This window comes from Nostoc sp. (assembly GCF_036917575.1).
Lineage (GTDB): Bacteria > Cyanobacteriota > Cyanobacteriia > Cyanobacteriales > Nostocaceae > Nostoc.
The window spans coordinates 1-17,226 of sequence record NZ_JBALDC010000091.1; the positions used below are offsets into that span (position 1 = coordinate 1).

The window sequence follows — 17,226 nt, forward strand, 5'->3', positions numbered from 1 at the left end:
CTTGTTTTTCCGGGTTCATGCTTTAGACGGACGGCTTGTGTATTCTCATACATTCTCCCAGAAAAGGTATATCCGCCAAAGTGGGATGCTCCCGACTGCTTTATACTGTCTAGCAAAGAGTTACCTGTTTTCAGTACTGTTTTAAGTCCTTTTCCTAAAACTTCGCCTATAACAGGAATAAACGGGAGCACTGTTGCACCTATTTCTCCAGCAATAGCAGACCAGTCAACATCTTGATGTAAGGGGCTTTGTAAATTATCAGACTGTTTAATATTGTGTTTCGTGGATTTACTTACCCTAGACTGAGCAAAATGCTCAATTTCTTTTTGGATTTTATTTTTTGCTTCGTTAGCAAATATACCAACTCCTTGACTAAAACCCTTTATTAGTATCTCTTTTTGCTGTTCTACAGACTTTTTTACAGTTGCAACCTTAGTTTTAGCAAATTCAGAATGTCTCCGGTAATCCTCTACTTTTATTTTGAGGGATTCAATTGTTATATCCCAACCACTAAACTGTGTATTCAAAGAATTTTCAATTGCTTTTGCTGCTTTATCAAATTTTGCCAATGCATCACTTAGAAGATTCCAACCAGCATTTTGAGTGATGGTTTCAATAACTATTTTTTGAATAGTAGGTAAGCCACTATCCTCTAAAGCTTTTGGTGCAATTTTGTGTGGCGCAGGTATAATTTGGTTGCCTTCTTCATCTTCTATAGCATATCTGGCACTAAAAAACTTTTTGAAGTCCTTTATCTGGCTTTCAGTCGCTTTGTTTTGTTCAATCAGTTTTGCTAAAAGTCCTTGTCTAGAACTTGCAGGATAAATAATTGGATTTGGAAAGCCAAAGTTAGTTAACTCTCGTTTCAAGTCCTCTATGACATCAATAATTTCTCTATCTTTTTCTGTCTTCTGATCGACTTTGTTAAGGATGAAATAAATCTTACCTGTATTCTCAGATAAAATTTCCTTACGATTTTCTATAACATCTTTAAATAAATCTGAAATAGCATTATCTTTGTAAGAAGCGTAATTTAAAACAAACAAAATTGCATTGCAGTTTCGCAGCGCTTCCAGTGTAGTTTGCTTGAGTTTTACATTAGAATTGTTAGACTCCCACTCATTGGGCCCAGGAGTGTCAACTAAAGTAAAACCAGCAAGGGAAGAGAGTTCGCTAATGGCTTCGATAGGATACTCGATCTCAAAACGTATGGTATCGTCAGGATTATCTTTCTCCCGAATCTCACGGGTACGAACCAGAAATTTTTGCTGAATATCTCCAGCATCACCTTTAGCAAGAACAATAGGTCGTCTTTGTCCTTCTCGGTATTCTAAAAGTCTGGGGATTTGCCCTGATGGAATATGTCGAACATCTGTACGGCAGATTGTACATGCTGCTGTCTCACTTGCCAGAACATCAGCACCAATCACTGCATTCAAAAAGGTACTTTTACCAGCTTTCATGGCTGCAATCACAGCTACCTGATACTTTTGCTCTTTCAATGCGTCTATGGCGTCGTTGATCTCATCCTCGACACTCTGCAAACCTTTGGTATTGTCTCCTTCGCTGAGGCGGCCTTGGCGAATTTCTTGAAGGTACTGTAAAAGACGTGTGCCAGTGTTGCATATGCTGTCGTGTGCTGCTTGAAACTGTTCAGATGACATAATTATGTGAGAAAAAGATTAGTTAAAGCACGTATAGCTTAAATCACTAATGAAAAGACTTACCTCAGTGATTACACTGTTATAATAAAGGCGATCGCACTCCATCCCAATCAACAAATCATCCAGGTACTCGCATTAAAAGAAAGCTATATGAACAAGCCTGAAGAAGAACTAGAACTACATTTAAGACCTTGTGCGACAGAAACAGTATCAGTAAAAATACCAACAGATGCATTAGAATCGCTCAAAAAAGTTGCAGATCATTGAGATATGACACTTGATGCATTACTCAAATTTTATATTGGGCAGAGTTTGCGGCAAGATTTAGCCAAGTTACGATCTGAGTAAGTACTGGAATAAACCGCTCAAATTCTAGCAAGGCACATAGAATCGAAAGAGGAAATTTTAACCATCATTCAAGAAATCAAGCTGAAGCAACTCGTTAGCTACCTGCCAGCAAAGAGTAATAGATAAATTAAGGAACAAAAAATGTCTAATAAAACAAACTACGCCGAATCACTCAAACTGACCGGATTGTTTACGTAGTAAGTGATAACCGAATCGAGTTTATTCAAGCGCGATACCATTATAGCGATCGCTAATTTCATCATTAAGTAATCTAATCTTGAAAAAGAGCGTAGGCATCGCTTCGCCCTTTTCACCCCTACGCGCCCTTACAAAACCTCAAACTCTTCTACACTTATCCCAGCTTGTCGTAAAATACTGCCCAGCGTACCGATAGTAATTTCTCGATGACGAGGCGCGATCGCAGTACGGGTTCCTTCTTCGGTAGATTTGACAAACTTTACGTGACTACCCTTTTGGCTAACTTCCTCAAAGCCTGCTGCCTCTAATCTACGTTTAACCTCACGATAAGGTAATGGTTTAAGCGGCACCTATTTCCACCTGAAGTGTTTTAATTTGAGGAATAATAGTAGCTACTGGTGGTTCAAAATGCAGTGACAAAGCTTCCTCAAGATTAGCCAATGTCTCAGTTTCAGTCTGACCCTGGCTCGCAATATCAATCTCCAAGCACTGTGCCACAAACCAGTTACCTTCCTGCCATACACTTGCAGTAAAAGTTCGTTTCATAAGTTTTTATTGTTCGGCACTTTCTGTTGATTTGATTATACGTTAGAAAAAAACAAGAGGTGCATTGAAGCCGCAAACGCTTATTTGCTAAGATTTCCAGTGCGACAACATTCAAACAGGGCAATTTCTGATCGCTATGCCAACATCTACACTTGACGATAAAGACGCAGCAGCTATCCAAGCCGCCAGAGTTGGGGTTGCAATTTGCGATCGCACCGCCTGGGGACGAATCAAAGTAGCTGGCGACGATCGCCTCAATTTCTTACACAACCAAAGTACTAACAATTTCCAAATACTCAAGCCAGGACAAGGTTGTGATACGGTTTTTGTTACTTCCACAGCCAGAACAATTGATTTAGTAACCGCCTACGTCAGAGAAGATGCGGTAATTTTGCTGGTTTCACCTAACCGTCGCCAGTTTTTGATGGAATGGCTGGATAAATATATTTTCTATGCAGATAAGGTGGAAGTATCTGATATTACTCAATACACCAACACCTTTAGCCTGATTGGCCCAGGAAGCGACGCTGTTTTAGAAAAGTTAGGTATTGGCGAACTCATCGGCCAACCTTATGGTAGTCACCAAGTATACACGATCGCTCCGGCTGAGGGAGTGCGGATTGCTGTGGGTAGCGGGTTAGCTGCGCCCGGATACACCTTCACTTTCCCCTATACTGACAAAGAAACAGTATGGAACAAACTGTTAGAAGCTGGGGCGGTAGAGATGAGCGATCGCGCTTGGGATGCCTTGCGAATCTTACAAGGTCGCCCCGCGCCAGATGCGGAACTTACAGATGATTACAATCCTCTGGAAGTTGGCTTGTGGCAAACAATTTCTTTTACTAAAGGTTGTTATATTGGGCAAGAAACTATTGCTCGATTAAATACATATAAAGGTGTAAAACAACACCTGCTTGGAGTTCGCCTCAGTGCCCCTGTGGAAGTTGGAAGTGCGATCGCAGTTGGAGATGAAAAGGTCGGCAAACTTACTAGTTACACCCAAACAGCTGATGGTTACTTTGGACTAGGTTACATTCGCAGCAAAGCTGGTGGTGTAGGCTTAAAAGTCCAAGTAGGAGAAACTGAGGGTGAAATAGTAGAAATTCCCTTTGTTTCTCACGAGTACCCGTAAGTAACTCAAATCAAAATATCTTTCTCTTTTCCCCTAGCACCGTAACAAAATTCATCTACCCAAGAAGCTATACTACGAGAATTTGTAGCTGGTAAATTCACTTTGCTTTTAACCTCTTGTGGTTGAATATTCGGGTGTTTGTCGTTGCTTTTAACATCATTAGTAATTGCTAGCGATCGCACTGGTTTACCATTACTGTCAATCTCAGTGGTAATTGCCAGGAATGCGCCTATAGGGATTTGGTCAGATGGCGGGTTGCTTTTAACCTCAGTAGCTAACACCGCAGATGGCATAGTTTTGGCTTTGGTGTTAACCTCAGCAGTCATTGTCAGTGAGTTTCCTGAAGAAAGGCGTTCAAGGGGCGATTGTAGTGGTTGATATTCGCTGACAAAACCAGAGGCTGGCGTTTTTGCTGGAGTATCTGGAATATTTTTAGTAGCAAATGCAACTACCAACTCAGGTTTATGTGTAGGAATTACCTCAGTGGTAGCTGTAAATGATGGCACAATTTTATCAGTATGTGACAAGTAGGGGTCTGGAGTTTTGGCAATAGAATGAGGCACAATCTCGGCAGCAGTTACAACCGATGACAGATGTTTATCTTCAGAAGACTTCTCATCTGGCGACTCGTTTTCAACTTGAGAGGTGGCTATAGAGTGGTCTGATTTTATTAAACGTAACTCTCGATCGGGATTGAAGTTAAGACCTAAAACAGCGACTATTTGATCTGGATCGTTATTCAGCTCCAACATAAAAGAAAGTATTTCATCAAACTGGGGTTCCAAAACAGACAGTGTTGCCAAAATAAAACCGGACAAAGGACGGCGTAAACCATCATAAGTGGCCCAAATTCGCATTTTGACTAGCCAGGAAATATTTTGCTTGTAGTAAATAAGCCACTTTTGTTTTAAGGATTGACGCAGCTGCTGGATATTCATTGGATGCCTCACTTCAGTCAAAAAGATTGCAGAGCTTAATATTGAAAATTTAGCTTTCTTTCTGGGGATGAAACCGATAATAAAGCATCTGTTCGACTTTTTGACCACCTAGCAAATGATTTTCTATCAGTAGAGATACTTCATCAGGTTGAACGCCGCTATACCAAACCATATCAGGTAATACCAGCACCATTGGGCCATTGCCACATTGTCCTAAACAGCTGCTAGCCGTTACAGTTACACCAGGGATGGGCAAAGCTGTAAAAGCTGCTAAAACCTTGGCTGCACCTTGCTTTTTGCAAGTACGATTTTGACAAACCCGCACACATTTAGGAGAATCTCGATCTATTATCGGCAAGTCTGATGGTTGAGTTAGGTTGTTCATTTGTCCTTTGTCCTTTGTGCTTTGTCATTAGTCAAAAGTCGGAAGCTAATAACCAATACAACTCCTGGAGAGGCTGCGCCAAGGACTACGCTCAGTACAAATAACTACTGAGCATTATAGAGACGCGATTAATCGCGTCTCTACTGACCAATGACTAATGACTAATCTATTGAAAGTCCTTTTGAGGCTAGCCATTCTGGGTTGAATATCCGCGATTGATACCGGGAACCACTATCACACAAGATAGTGACAATGGTATGTCCTGGCCCCAACTGCTTCGCTATGGCAACAGCTGCCCCAACATTAATACCCGTTGAGCCGCCCATTAACAACCCATCTTTCCTCAGCAGTTGGTAAACTACTCGCAAAGCTTCTTGATCATCGATTTGGATGGCATCATCAGCAGGTGCGCCTTCCATATTGGCTGTGACACGACCGTTACCGATGCCTTCAGTGATGGAATTTCCTTCTATTTTGATTTCGCCAGTTTTGACATAGCTATAAAGTCCACTACCCAGAGGATCGGCTACAACACATTTAACTGCTGGATTTTGTTCTTTTAAGTACAATGTTACACCAGCATAAGTACCACCAGTACCAGTTGCAGCTGTCCATGCATCTATTTTACCATCTGTCTGCGTCCAAATTTCTGGCCCTGTAGTTTCATAGTGGGCGAGGCGGTTAGCTAAATTATCAAACTGATTTGCCCAAATGGCATTTTCCAACTCAGCAGCGACTCTACCAGATAGCTTGACGTAGTTGTTCGGGTCTTTGTAGGGTACGGCGGGGACAGGACGAACTTCTGCTCCTAGTGCTGTCAGTGCGTCTATCTTTTCTTGTGACTGGGTATCGGGAATAATAATTAGGCATTTGTAGCCTTTGGCGTTGCAAATATGCGCTAGTCCAATGCCAGTATTACCTGCGGTTCCTTCTACAACAGTCCCACCAGGTTTGAGTAGACCTTGCTTTTCCGCATCTTCGATGATGTAAAGTGCGGCGCGGTCTTTGACAGAACCCCCAGGATTGAGAAATTCTGCTTTCGCAAGGATTTCACACCCTGTTTCTTCGCTAAAACTGTTTAAGCGAATTAAAGGCGTATTCCCAACAGCGCCAAGGAAGCCATTCTTTATATCCATTTTGACTGTACTTGTGTGAGTCTCTATAAAAATTTTGACTTATAGAACCTATTTGGGATCTATTTCTTTGCCAACCTTTTGAGCATCATCAAACAGGCACTTAGATGAGAATTATCGACAGGCTGCTGAAGAAATTAGCCTGTTACAGGAGAATTATCGGCATCTTGCCGAATAAGCTCGACAGGATCGGAAGTCAGCGCAGCAATTGCTCGAACAAATTCTACAGATGCAGGAGAATCCTGACTACCGTTAATCAGTGGTAGCGATCGCTTATCTCCTTGGTATTCATTAGATCCAAAATTATTTATTATAAAACTCAACTGGTTGTTTTTTATTTTTCTTTTGATAGCGATACCACCACATCACAAAACCTGTAATCAACAAAATGATGGGAGTAATACCAACCACACCGTAAATAATTTCTGTTGTGCGTCCGCCATAGTGACCAAAGTGCAGGTTTCCAATCCACGCAATCACTTTATCGCCTCTAGATATTTGACGGATGCTCCTGACCCATAGCACTTTTCCACTGTATTGGTCTACATAGACCTCACTTGAACCTGATGAATTTAAATCTTCAGGGAAATGCTTGCGAAAGGTATAAGTCCCTTCAGGTGTAGTGGGAGGCCAAATAATTGGAGTTGTAGCACCGGGAAGTGGTGTATTTGATATTTGAATTGCTTGTTGAAGTGAAATTGGTTTCTTACCAGGAATCGGCACAGAAACCAGGGTTGGTTCTGGTGGAGAAGGAGAAAAAGTAATAGCATAGATAACTGGATAAACCATGCTTCCCCAATTCATACAGAAGCCTGTAAAGCCTAGAATTGCTAGAAATACAGCTGCGAAGATACCTACTACTTTATGAATATCAAAGTTTGTTCGCTTGGGATGGGTGTTGAGCTTGATTTTGAAGCCAGTTACTAACTTGCGCCAACCAGGCCAGAGAAAGATTCCTGTGATGCACAAAATAAACATCAGCAAACCAATAATGCCATAAACTATTTCACCTGTATGGCCCGCGACTGAGCCAATATGTAATTGACCAGCAATATCGAGCCAGTCACCTGTTGTTTGATGAGTGCCAAGAATTTCACCTGTATAAGGATTGAGAAGTACATCTAAGGAGATGCCGTTTTTGTCAATTATGCCTACGGATGCAGGTGAAGTGCCTGTTTGAAAGTAATCAGGGCTAATCGTGCTAACTTTCAAGTCTGGCTGACTACTATATGCAGCTTGGACTTTTTCTACTAGCACATTTAATGGTAGCGGTTGACCCTGTGGTGTTACCTGCGTCAATCTTTTACCGAGGATAAGACGATAAACTTCTGCATCAAACATCCACAATGTGCCAGTCACACCAATTACCACGATAATTAGTCCCAAAACTAGACCGAGATAACGGTGCAGATAAAATACAAAGTTACGGAGCCTTTTAGGGGTGATAGTGTTGTTTTGGGAAAGTTTAGTAGATGTCATAACGGATTACTCAAGGGCTTAAAATTGACTGTAAAAATATACTTAAGGAACTCAAGTGAATCACAGTTAAAAACATTGAAAAGCAGCAAACAATAGCGTCCTAACTAGTTAAAACCGCACTGAAATCGATCCCAGCACAGTCAATGGTTCACCAGGTTGGATAGAACCATCCGTCTCGTAATATCGTTTGTTAAACAGGTTCTTAAAGTTCAGCCCAAGCTGCCAGTTATCTTGTTTGTAGAAAATTGCCGCATCAGCACGAACGTAAGATGGAACTGTGAATGTGTTAGGTAAAGTAACTTCTCTATCTCCCACATAAAATACTCCTGCACCAAAGCCTAACCCTTTGAAATCTCCCTTGGGAATTTCGTAACTCATCCATAAACTCGCTCCTTGACTAGGCGCATTTATGAGTTTGTCACCCACTGGTAAGTCATTGTCTTCGCTGACAAATGTATCGTTAACAAACCAAGAAGCAATAATATTCAGGTTTTGTAACGGTTCTCCAGCTAAACTCAATTCAACCCCTCGACTCTTCACTTCACCTACACCAATCGAATAGTTACGATCTTGTGGATCTGTTGTCGGAATGTTTATCTTTGTAATTTCATAAGCAGCTAAAGTAGCTGATAATTTGTTGTCCAAAAGTTCGGTTTTGATACCAGCTTCATATTGAGTGCCGCGAGTGGGTTCAATAATTTCTCCAGTTCTGGTACGAGAGTCATTAGGAACAAAAGACCTGCTAAAACTGGCGTAGAGTGATACTGGTTCAATGGGTTGGTAAACAATGCCAATGCGTGGGGAGAAGGCATTATTATCAACTTGATCATTGGCATTGAAGACACTCGGCTCTTCAAAATTGATATTATTAAACTCTTGAATAATGTCTCTCTGTTTATTGAAATCATATCTACCCCCAACTAATAACTTTAAATTTGGGAGTAACGTGACTTGATCTTGGAGATAAAGAGCAATAGTATTCCGTTCTTTCTTTTGTGATGATAAAAAGTTCAACTCTCTAGGAATAGTCGCGCCATAAACTGGCTCAAAGATATCAATGGAATAATCAGCAGAGTTATCATCATAATTAAAGTGACCAATAGATTGAGTCCATTCAAGCCCAAACAGTAGTTGATGCTTCACAGAGCCTGTATTAAACTTCCAGATCAGATCATTTTGCAGGGAGTATAGTTGATTGTCATCTGTGCCTGTTTCGTAGAATCTTGCTGCTAACGAACCGTCTAAATCTCCAAAATCTAGCCGAAATGACGAGCGTTTGGAGTTGGTGAATTGAGTAAAAAAGCCACTGCGAATTTCTAAATTGTCATTAAAGCGATGGGAAATTGCAAAATTAATATTATGGGTGTCACTCTGCTCGCGATCGCCTGGTTCTCCCAAAAAACGGTTACGCGGTAATTGAAAAACCAGCGGATTTGCTGGAAAACCATTATAAGGCGTTCCATCCTGTCTGATGTACTCATAGCCAAAATTCAATGTGGTAAAGTCCCCAATCTTGTAGCTTAGGGTTGGCGCGATTGAAAAGTTTTCCCGATTCACAAAATCAACAAAGCTACCAGAATTTTCATAACCAATATTGAGGCGATACAACAATCGTTTATCCGTTGTCAGCGGCCCAGAAAAATCGAGTGTGGGGTTGTAGAAGCTGTCGCTGCCAACAATAAATTCGCCCGCGTAGTAAGGTGTTTCTAGCGGTTGTTTTGTTACATAGTTCACTACTCCTCCTGGTTCTAGGTTGCCATACAGCACTGAAGCAGGGCCTTTCAAGACCTCAACTCGTTCTACATTATTGGACACCACTGATGCGTTTGCTGGAGTTGTGGATGAACCAGGAAAAGTAAACCCATTTCTCAGGGTGTTTTGTGTAGTAAATCCTCGAATGACGTAATCAGGTTCTAAACTCCGACGATTACCGCTAGTCACTACGCCTGGTACGTTGCGGAGAGCATCAGAAAGGCGAGTGATTTTTTGATCCTCAATCACTCGGCGAGGAATCACTTGGATAGATTGGGGAATGTCGCGTAATGGGGTATCAGTTTTAGTTGCTGTTGATGCATCCGGTACGCTATATCCTGTGTCTCGCTCACCTGTCACCACTAGTTCAATTGGTTCATCACTCTCAGCCGATGGTTGCTGTGGCGCGGTGGTTGGCGGCTTTGGTTGCGTTTGGGGTTGTTGCGGCTGTGTTGACGATGCAGCACTAGCAACGCTAAAAATAATACCCTCGTCTGGACTGTCAAACAACTCCACTGTTGGTAGACCCTCTTTACCTGCCACTGTCACCCGGATAGTATTGGCATTAAAGTTAGTAACTATAATCTCAGTAATTCCTGCAAGCGGTTTTTCCGAGCGGAATGTAAAGGCATCTTTTTTGGTTAATCGCAATTGGGCATTGGGAATATCAACGATAAAGCTGTTGTCAACACTGCGGTTTACTACTTGCAACTGTTGACCTTTCGAGGTTTGTAAAATCACCTCTACACCTTTATCAGTGGGATTTGTCTTGACTCCCGTAACTTGTACAACTTCTGTTAAAGACGCTACTTCTGATGCTGGCGACTGCACTAGCATAATTGCGCGATCGCTTCTTTGCAATCGTTTTATTGGTTGGGGTACTTCTTTAGCGGATGCTGGAATTGCCAATCCCATCCATCCTATGAGCATAACCACTAGCAGTTGCCACAGTTGCTTCGTATTCACGCTTTCACCTCACACGCGGTTGCACAATTCCCACAAAAAATTATCAGGAACAATTCTTATTACCTGAGAATAGAGGATTTGACAAATTGATGTGGCTCTTAGCGGAACCGCGATGACTCTCAGAGGAACAATTTAAATCTCCCGTTTTTGTGTTTCCTTGAAAAACTCACTCGGATTTATGCCAAACCGTTTGCGAAACGCTGCGGCAAAATGGCTACGATTTGCATAGCCCACCGCGTAGGCAACTTCTGCTACAGTCATTTGTCCTTCTTTGATAAATTTCCTGGCTTGTTCCATCCGATGACTATGCAAATAGCCAAACACCGTTGTATCAAACTCTCGTCGAAAGCCCTCTTTGAGTTTGCGAGTATTGAGTCCCACTTGTTGAGAAAGTTCTAATAGAGATGGCGGATGTTCTAAGTTGTGGATGAGGATTTCCTTAGCGTAGTGCAGGCGATCGCGCTCTTGTGATTTTGATGATTTTTGCCTTGGCTGTGGTTCGTTCTGGATGTACTGATCCAAACGTAGCGCCATCACCTCCAGCACCTTACCTTCTAGATACAACTGCCGTGTTAGCCCTTCATAGGGACAATTCAGGATTTGGTAAATGATTGTACACATTGCAGGTGTGTTAACACCCATTTGGAAACAATCTATTTGATCTGAATGTTCAAGAAACTGCCTCAGCTTCGGATCGACTAGCTCTAAACAATGGGCGATCGCATTCACAAATGTCTCAACTGTAATATGAATATCAAATTTCAGAATTTGTTGTCCTGCTTGCCAGTCAACTAACCCACTGATTCCGGGTTCAAATCCAAGACACAGAAAATTTTGTCCTGCAAGTGTCTGCTCAGTATGATTATCACCCAAAATCATAAAACTGAACTCCAAATTAAATCCAGGTTTTCCAGGAGCAGTTTCTACAACTAAGTTTTCTTGCAGGATGTATTGATCAATCACCAGATAAATTCCAGAGCAAAGCAAGATTATCTGTCGCTTTCCCTGACTATGCTTATGCGGATCATGAAGAGAGCTATCTAATTTCCCAAAATTAGGTAAGCTGTTCAAGTACAAATGATTGCAAGAGGATTTTACCAAAGATTCTGGTTCGCAAAGGAACAGTGTCATTATTGATATGGCCAAAGCAAAAACAACTCTTGTTAAGAAATTTTCGCAGAATTTGATTGAGGATTAATAATTCTTGTTAGCATTACACAGTAGGCTTGACCGAGAAATTTTGAGCCTCAATTACGCAAGAAAGGTGCGAGGTCGAGCCTCCCCAACTTCGACGCTAGCAAGAAAGGCTAACAGCACTCGTTCTATAGCGGTGGCATGATTGACAACTGATTTGCCTAAAATTCTATAATGCTTACATTGCATGGCTTGCCGTTGGTGTAATCCTGGCGTGTAACTGCTAAATCGAGTCCGATGCCTCTCTGTACAATGGCTATTAATCTTACTCCCAACTCCCCATTTATTCACTTTCCATAGTAAACTCTGGCATTACGGTATCCGATATTTCGGATATACTTGTTCCATTCTTCAGCTTGGAATCGATTTTGGAAAGGCCCTACTGCTACGTGCGGGCCTCGTGGTTGCGTCCTCTCAAGAACTCCGCCAGAGCGTCCTAAATCTTGCGTAAATTGACCTAAATTCTGCCTAATTTGTGCTGCGATCGCTCTTAACTGTTCGGAAGTAGTGGGAATGGCGACATAATATCTAGATACTCGTCTATTAGCATTTATATTATTGCGATCGCCTACAAAGCTTCCATTGCCTGCATTTATTTCCTGTCCGTTACCAAAGCTGATAATTCGGGCGTTATATATGCCTCGCGACTGTAGCTCATTCACCCGTTGTTGGGCGTTGGCTACTCTATTAAAAACTCCTGACTGAATTACATTTCGGCCTTGGAACTGGCGAATGTAAGCACTGGGTTCAATCTGACGTATTGCTTGTAGTGTCTGGTAATCACTACCATCAACGTAAACTAAATAGCGATCATTTTGATTATATTGACTAAACTGTACAGGTTGAGAGGGCTGAAAATTCTGCTCAAGTTGATTGTTCTGTGATGGTTGAGAAGGCTGAAAGTTCACTTCCGGTTGATTGTACTGTACTGGTTGGGAAGGCTGAAAGTTAACTTCTGGTTGATTGAAGTCCTGTGATTGAGCCGGTTGTAACTGCGGTGATGGCTGTTGACCAAAGGGAGTTGGCGGTGGCGGTAAAATCTCACCTTCTTGAGCCACTAAGAGGTTGCTGTTGGAAATTTGTGCTTGTGCTGGGGTAGAGTCAGGAATCAGTACTAACCATCCTCCCATTAACAAAAACAGAACTGCTATGGTAGGCTTCCAACCCTGAGAACTTCGGCGCAACATCTGAAATGAGATAAATTGACTTGATATTCCTCTCGACATAATAGTTAGAAAATAGTCACAGTATTTTTAAGTAATTTCTATCAGGAACTTATGAGTTCACCGTTGTAGCAACTATATAGCGTTAACGTAAAATTAGCTCATCTGCGTGGCAAAAATACATCTGTAATTAATCTTAGATGAAAGCTGTTTACGGACACGCTTGCTGCTGTTATCGATGGAAGAAACAAGTTAAATCCTCTTCTCTGCCTTCCTCCTGCCCCCTGCCCCCTGCCTCCTGGCTCCTGCCTCTAAAACTGAAGTGCTTTGCTAGCAAGGCTTTGAAGAGTATGTGCTACAATTGGACAACCACGCAGCTATCGTGTCGTGCTTTGTATGAAAAAAGTCGTCGTTGGTCTTTCTGGTGGCGTTGACAGTTCCACCGCCGCCGCTATCCTGCACCATCAGGGCTATGAAGTAATTGGTTTGACTCTTTGGCTAATGAAAGGCAAAGGTCAATGTTGCTCTGAAGGTATGATCGACGCGGCTGATATCTGTGAACAATTGGGCGTTCCCCATCAAATTGTCGATATTCGAGATGTCTTTCAGACGCATATTGTCGATTATCTGGTGACTGGTTACAGTGCTGGAATTACACCTTTGCCTTGCTCCCAGTGCAATAAAACGGTGAAGTTTGGGCCAATGGTGCAGTATGCTCGTGAAGAATTGGGATGCGATCGCATTGCCACCGGTCATTATGCCCGAATTAGCCATGACCAAGCAACTGGACGTTACCAATTATTAAGGGCTGTTGACCGTAACAAAGACCAGTCATACTTTCTCTATGATTTGTCTCAAGATTTACTTGCTGCAACCATATTTCCTTTGGGCGAACTAGAAAAGACTGACACCCGCCGGATTGCAACTGAATACAAACTGAAAACTGCTGATAAACCAGAAAGTCAAGACTTATGCTTAGTGGAAAGTAACGGTTCCATGCGGGCATTTTTGGATAAATATTTAGCTCCCAAAACAGGCGATATTGTCGATGTTACAGGCAAAGTTTTGGGACAACATGATGGTGTCCATCACTACACCATTGGCCAGCGCAAAGGCTTAGGGATTGCTGCTGCCGAACCGTTGTATGTGATTGAATTAGATGCGGAAAATAATAAAGTAGTAGTAGGCGATCGCACTAAGGTAACTCAGCCAGAATGCACTGTAAATCGGGTAAATTGGGTTTCCATTGCCGAACCATCCACCCCAATTCATGCCGAAGTGCAAATTCGCTATCGTTCAACGGCTACACCCGTGACGGTGATTCCGTTAGAAAACTCCCGCGTGCGTTTGGTGTTTGATGAACCCCAAATCAGCATCACCCCCGGACAAGCGGCCGTGTGGTACGACGGCGAGAAAGTGTTAGGTGGCGGAATAATTGAACAGTTTAGTTGAATCTCACTCCCATTTTGGCTTCTGCCAAAACCACCCCTTCTCATCAGCGAGGAGGGGTATTTTATTGCTAATAGTGCGTATAATTGACCTTCTACTTTGTATATTTTACGATACTCATGCTATGCTTTACGGTACTATTCCATGCACAAATCCAGCAAGGAATGCTACAAATTAGAGTTTCAAGGCTGTCTGTGCTATGTCTTTTGACCTTGCCCTGTTTAGCTCCAAACTCAGAAGATGTCGGGAGCAATTTGAAAAGTCTCTTTTAGAAGTCACAACAGCCACAGGCATCCCTGAAAACATTCTGGCTGCTTTAGAAAATGGCGAAAGGCAACCAACAGGTGATGAAGTTTTGATATTTGCTGACTATTACCTATGTGATTACCAGTTTTTTATTTCTAACGAGCGAGTAGCTTCGTTTGATCAAACAGAAACTTTGTTCCGAAGATATGGAGAAGAATTTTCAAAAGAAGACCGATGGGCAGTACAAGAATTCTTATTCTTATGTGAGTGTGAAGAGTTTTTGTTGAAACTGATTCCAACACATATTTATAAGCCTTTTAGCTTTCTTAAGAGAGGTAACTATTATATAGGACATGGAAAAGAGGCGGCAAAGGCACTCAGAAAACATTTAGGATATGCCTCTAATGCAGTTCGCATGGATGTTTATGAAGATTTTCGCTCTTTGGGGTTTCATATTTTTCGTCGCCAGTTAGGTAACTCAAACATCTCTGGTTTATTCATCAAACATCCTATAGCAGGCAAGTGTATATTAGTTAACTATAGTGAAGATGTTTATCGGCAGAGATTTACTGCTGCTCATGAATCGGCTCATGGAATTTTGGATGATGATCAAGAATTTGTCATTTCTTTGAAAACAGACAAAAAGAATTTAGTTGAAGTAAGAGCTAACAATTTTGCATCCGATTATTTAATGCCACCAGAATTTCTACAGATAATTCCAGATTATCGAACTTGGACTCCTGAAAAAGCTATTGAATGGGCAAGTCAACTTAAGGTTAGTACAGAAGCATTAGCTAATGCCTTAAAAAGCGCCAATTTTATATCTGAAGATGTCGAAAGACAAATAAAAGCTGTGAAAGTACCAAAACATTTGAAAGTTGATCCAGAACTACCTGAAAGCCTCTCATTCGGTTCTCGCCAACGTCGGGAGGAGCTACTAAAAAGAGGTTTATCAAATTTCTATGTTGAGCTTTGCTTTGACGTGTATGAACAGGGTTTTATTTCAGCAGGTCGAGTAGCAGAAATGCTTCTAGTTAGCAAATATCAATTAACAGAAATAGCAAGTATCTATGGGAGAACTATTAGGTATGGGGATTGATCCATCAAATTTTCATAAATATAACGTTATAGATACTTGTGCTATTTGGAATATTCTTTCTTCAAAACTTCTGTATACAACAGCTAATAATGCTGGATGCTTATTCTGTTGTACATATTTTGTTTATTATGAGTGCCTAAACAAGCCACGTACAAATCCGAAACAGGCAGAAATAGAATTGCAAGATCGTTTTCGTCAGGAATACAAAAATGGAAAATTCCAATATTATCATTTAACTATTGAAGACCTTCAAGATGTAGAAGTTCTTCAGGCAAGAAAGAAAAAAGATAAAGGGGAGCTTGCATCTATTGCTTTTGCAAAGAAAACCCGTCAAGCTTTTCTAACAGACGATCCAGGAGCTAGAAAACTAGCTGCTCAGAGCATGAATAGTAAAATGGTACAGACCACACCTCATTTACTAGCTTGGTTGATATTTATCAACTATTTGAGTGATAGTGACTTGCAATCAATAATCGACGAGCATAAAAAATCTGATAGACCTCTTGAACCACACTTTTTAAATGCATACAAAATAGTTTTGGAATATAGATTAAATGCTTCCAGCCTTAAAATAACCGAATAAAATCAAAAACTATTTTTATCTAATGCCCCTTCAAACTCTTTCAAAGCTTGTACGGTTCCTACTTGCCAAGCTCGTTCAACTGTAGCGGCAATAATTTGAGTTAAAGGTATATTTGGAAAGTTAGGACTGTTATCAGATTCGATGTAATGTCCATCTCTGAGTAAATAAATCCTCAGCTCTTTACTATCGTAAATCCGTAAGGATTCAGGTGGCAGAGTATTGACAAAGGGGACACTTGAGGGGGAATATCGCAAATATGAACCAAAACCTGCCTCAAGAATTAGAGCCAGAAAGCTTGAACCAGTTACCGAAAGAGGAACTGGTGGATATCATCATTGAGCAGAGCAAGGTAATACGTGACTTACAGAAAATAATTTTAGAACTACAGCAAGAAATAGAACTTTTAAAAGTCAGTAGAGATTTAGACAGTTCTACTTCATCGAAACCACCGTCTGGAGACATCCTGAAAAAGAGTGAAAACAAAAAAACACCCCAGGAAGAGGAATCAAATCATCCCAAGAGAAAACCAGGCGGGCAACCAGGACATCAAGGAAGAACCCGTAAGGGTTTTGGTCGAGTAGATCGTTGTGAAATTTTACGTCCTACTGATTGTGTTTACTGTGGTCAAAAAGCATTTGCGACCGTGGCAGTAAAAATAGAGAAACAGTCTGTAGCACAATTAGTAGAACGTCCAATTGAAATAGTGGAATATCAACGCTATACCTGCGTGTGTAAGTGTTGTGGAAATGTACAAACAGCCTCATGGTCGCCAGATATCGTTCCAGGGCAAGATTTAGGAGTTAGATTACAGGCGTTTTTAGGGTGGACGAATAATTATGCACACATGCCCTATGAAAAACAGCAAGAAATGTTGTGGGAACTGGGGCAAGTTGAAATTGGGTTAGGAACAATAGTAGCAACCAATGAACGAATAACTCAAGCAATTGAACC

Annotated in this window: 19 protein-coding genes; 6 read left to right on the forward strand and 13 right to left on the reverse strand. The window is 41.4% G+C overall.

From position 1 onward, the window contains the following. A partial coding sequence (locus tag V7K79_RS26690; protein WP_335052054.1) for a dynamin family protein occupies positions 1 to 1,664 on the reverse strand: 1,664 nt, incomplete at its 3' end. Positions 1,665 to 2,179: 515 nt separating this feature from the next. Here V7K79_RS26690 and V7K79_RS26695 point away from each other — a divergent pair. Beyond that, positions 2,180 to 2,266, forward strand: coding sequence for a type II toxin-antitoxin system YoeB family toxin (locus tag V7K79_RS26695; protein ID WP_335052085.1), 87 nt, complete (start codon positions 2,180 to 2,182; stop codon positions 2,264 to 2,266). A gap of 72 nt (positions 2,267 to 2,338) precedes the next feature. Here the strand turns inward: V7K79_RS26695 and V7K79_RS26700 are convergent, their stop codons facing one another. After that, on the reverse strand, positions 2,339 to 2,560 hold the full coding sequence (locus V7K79_RS26700) for a type II toxin-antitoxin system HicA family toxin (RefSeq protein WP_335052056.1): 222 nt from the start codon (positions 2,558 to 2,560) through the stop codon (positions 2,339 to 2,341). After that, positions 2,550 to 2,756, reverse strand: a complete 207-nt coding sequence (locus V7K79_RS26705; RefSeq protein ID WP_292771677.1) for a type II toxin-antitoxin system HicB family antitoxin — start codon at positions 2,754 to 2,756, stop codon at positions 2,550 to 2,552. The genes V7K79_RS26700 and V7K79_RS26705 overlap by 11 nt, the downstream gene beginning before the upstream one ends. Positions 2,757 to 2,892: 136 nt before the next feature. Between V7K79_RS26705 and ygfZ the strand changes: the two genes are divergently transcribed. Then, the gene (ygfZ, locus tag V7K79_RS26710; RefSeq protein ID WP_335052057.1) at positions 2,893 to 3,888 is read left to right on the forward strand and encodes a CAF17-like 4Fe-4S cluster assembly/insertion protein YgfZ; all 996 of its coding nucleotides are present in this window, start codon (positions 2,893 to 2,895) and stop codon (positions 3,886 to 3,888) included. A gap of 5 nt (positions 3,889 to 3,893) precedes the next feature. Here ygfZ and V7K79_RS26715 read toward each other — a convergent pair whose 3' ends face one another. The 9 genes from V7K79_RS26715 to V7K79_RS26755 form a co-directional block, all read right to left on the reverse strand. Then, on the reverse strand, positions 3,894 to 4,826 hold the full coding sequence (locus V7K79_RS26715; RefSeq protein ID WP_335052059.1) for a DUF5331 domain-containing protein: 933 nt from the start codon (positions 4,824 to 4,826) through the stop codon (positions 3,894 to 3,896). Positions 4,827 to 4,875: 49 nt separating this feature from the next. Beyond that, the gene (locus V7K79_RS26720; RefSeq protein WP_335052061.1) at positions 4,876 to 5,211 is read right to left on the reverse strand and encodes a (2Fe-2S) ferredoxin domain-containing protein; all 336 of its coding nucleotides are present in this window, start codon (positions 5,209 to 5,211) and stop codon (positions 4,876 to 4,878) included. 161 nt (positions 5,212 to 5,372) lie between these two features. Continuing rightward, positions 5,373 to 6,347, reverse strand: a complete 975-nt coding sequence (locus V7K79_RS26725) for a cysteine synthase A (RefSeq protein WP_335052063.1) — start codon at positions 6,345 to 6,347, stop codon at positions 5,373 to 5,375. Between the two features lie 134 nt (positions 6,348 to 6,481). After that, positions 6,482 to 6,667, reverse strand: a complete 186-nt coding sequence (locus tag V7K79_RS26730) for a hypothetical protein (RefSeq protein WP_335052065.1) — start codon at positions 6,665 to 6,667, stop codon at positions 6,482 to 6,484. Continuing rightward, on the reverse strand, positions 6,648 to 7,823 hold the full coding sequence (locus V7K79_RS26735) for a PepSY-associated TM helix domain-containing protein (RefSeq protein WP_335052067.1): 1,176 nt from the start codon (positions 7,821 to 7,823) through the stop codon (positions 6,648 to 6,650). The genes V7K79_RS26730 and V7K79_RS26735 overlap by 20 nt, the downstream gene beginning before the upstream one ends. Positions 7,824 to 7,931: 108 nt before the next feature. Then, the gene (locus tag V7K79_RS26740; RefSeq protein WP_335052069.1) at positions 7,932 to 10,541 is read right to left on the reverse strand and encodes a TonB-dependent siderophore receptor; all 2,610 of its coding nucleotides are present in this window, start codon (positions 10,539 to 10,541) and stop codon (positions 7,932 to 7,934) included. Positions 10,542 to 10,673: 132 nt separating this feature from the next. Further along, entirely contained in the window at positions 10,674 to 11,504 is an 831-nt protein-coding gene (locus V7K79_RS26745) for a helix-turn-helix transcriptional regulator (protein WP_335052071.1), read from the reverse strand. A 288-nt stretch (positions 11,505 to 11,792) separates the two neighbouring features. Continuing rightward, on the reverse strand, positions 11,793 to 12,026 hold the full coding sequence (locus tag V7K79_RS26750) for a hypothetical protein (protein ID WP_335052073.1): 234 nt from the start codon (positions 12,024 to 12,026) through the stop codon (positions 11,793 to 11,795). Next, on the reverse strand, positions 12,023 to 12,922 hold the full coding sequence (locus tag V7K79_RS26755; protein WP_335052075.1) for a hypothetical protein: 900 nt from the start codon (positions 12,920 to 12,922) through the stop codon (positions 12,023 to 12,025). The genes V7K79_RS26750 and V7K79_RS26755 overlap by 4 nt, the downstream gene beginning before the upstream one ends. Before the next feature lie 372 nt (positions 12,923 to 13,294). Here V7K79_RS26755 and mnmA point away from each other — a divergent pair, with 372 nt between their 5' ends. The 3 genes from mnmA (at position 13,295) to V7K79_RS26770 (ending at position 16,275) form a co-directional block, all read left to right on the forward strand. Then, entirely contained in the window at positions 13,295 to 14,350 is a 1,056-nt protein-coding gene (gene mnmA, locus V7K79_RS26760; protein WP_335052076.1) for a tRNA 2-thiouridine(34) synthase MnmA, read from the forward strand. 196 nt (positions 14,351 to 14,546) lie between these two features. Continuing rightward, a complete protein-coding gene (locus V7K79_RS26765) occupies positions 14,547 to 15,692 on the forward strand; it encodes an ImmA/IrrE family metallo-endopeptidase (protein WP_335052077.1) in 1,146 nt (381 codons plus the stop codon). Next, positions 15,664 to 16,275, forward strand: coding sequence for a hypothetical protein (locus tag V7K79_RS26770; RefSeq protein WP_335052079.1), 612 nt, complete (start codon positions 15,664 to 15,666; stop codon positions 16,273 to 16,275). The genes V7K79_RS26765 and V7K79_RS26770 overlap by 29 nt, the downstream gene beginning before the upstream one ends. A 2-nt stretch (positions 16,276 to 16,277) precedes the next feature. Here the strand turns inward: V7K79_RS26770 and V7K79_RS26775 are convergent, their stop codons facing one another. Continuing rightward, positions 16,278 to 16,529: a hypothetical protein gene (locus tag V7K79_RS26775; protein WP_335052081.1), complete on the reverse strand. Its 252-nt coding sequence runs from the start codon at positions 16,527 to 16,529 to the stop codon at positions 16,278 to 16,280. Between the two features lie 2 nt (positions 16,530 to 16,531). Here V7K79_RS26775 and V7K79_RS26780 point away from each other — a divergent pair. Beyond that, the coding region (locus V7K79_RS26780) for a DUF6444 domain-containing protein (RefSeq protein WP_335052083.1) at positions 16,532 to 17,226 on the forward strand (695 nt) is incomplete at its 3' end.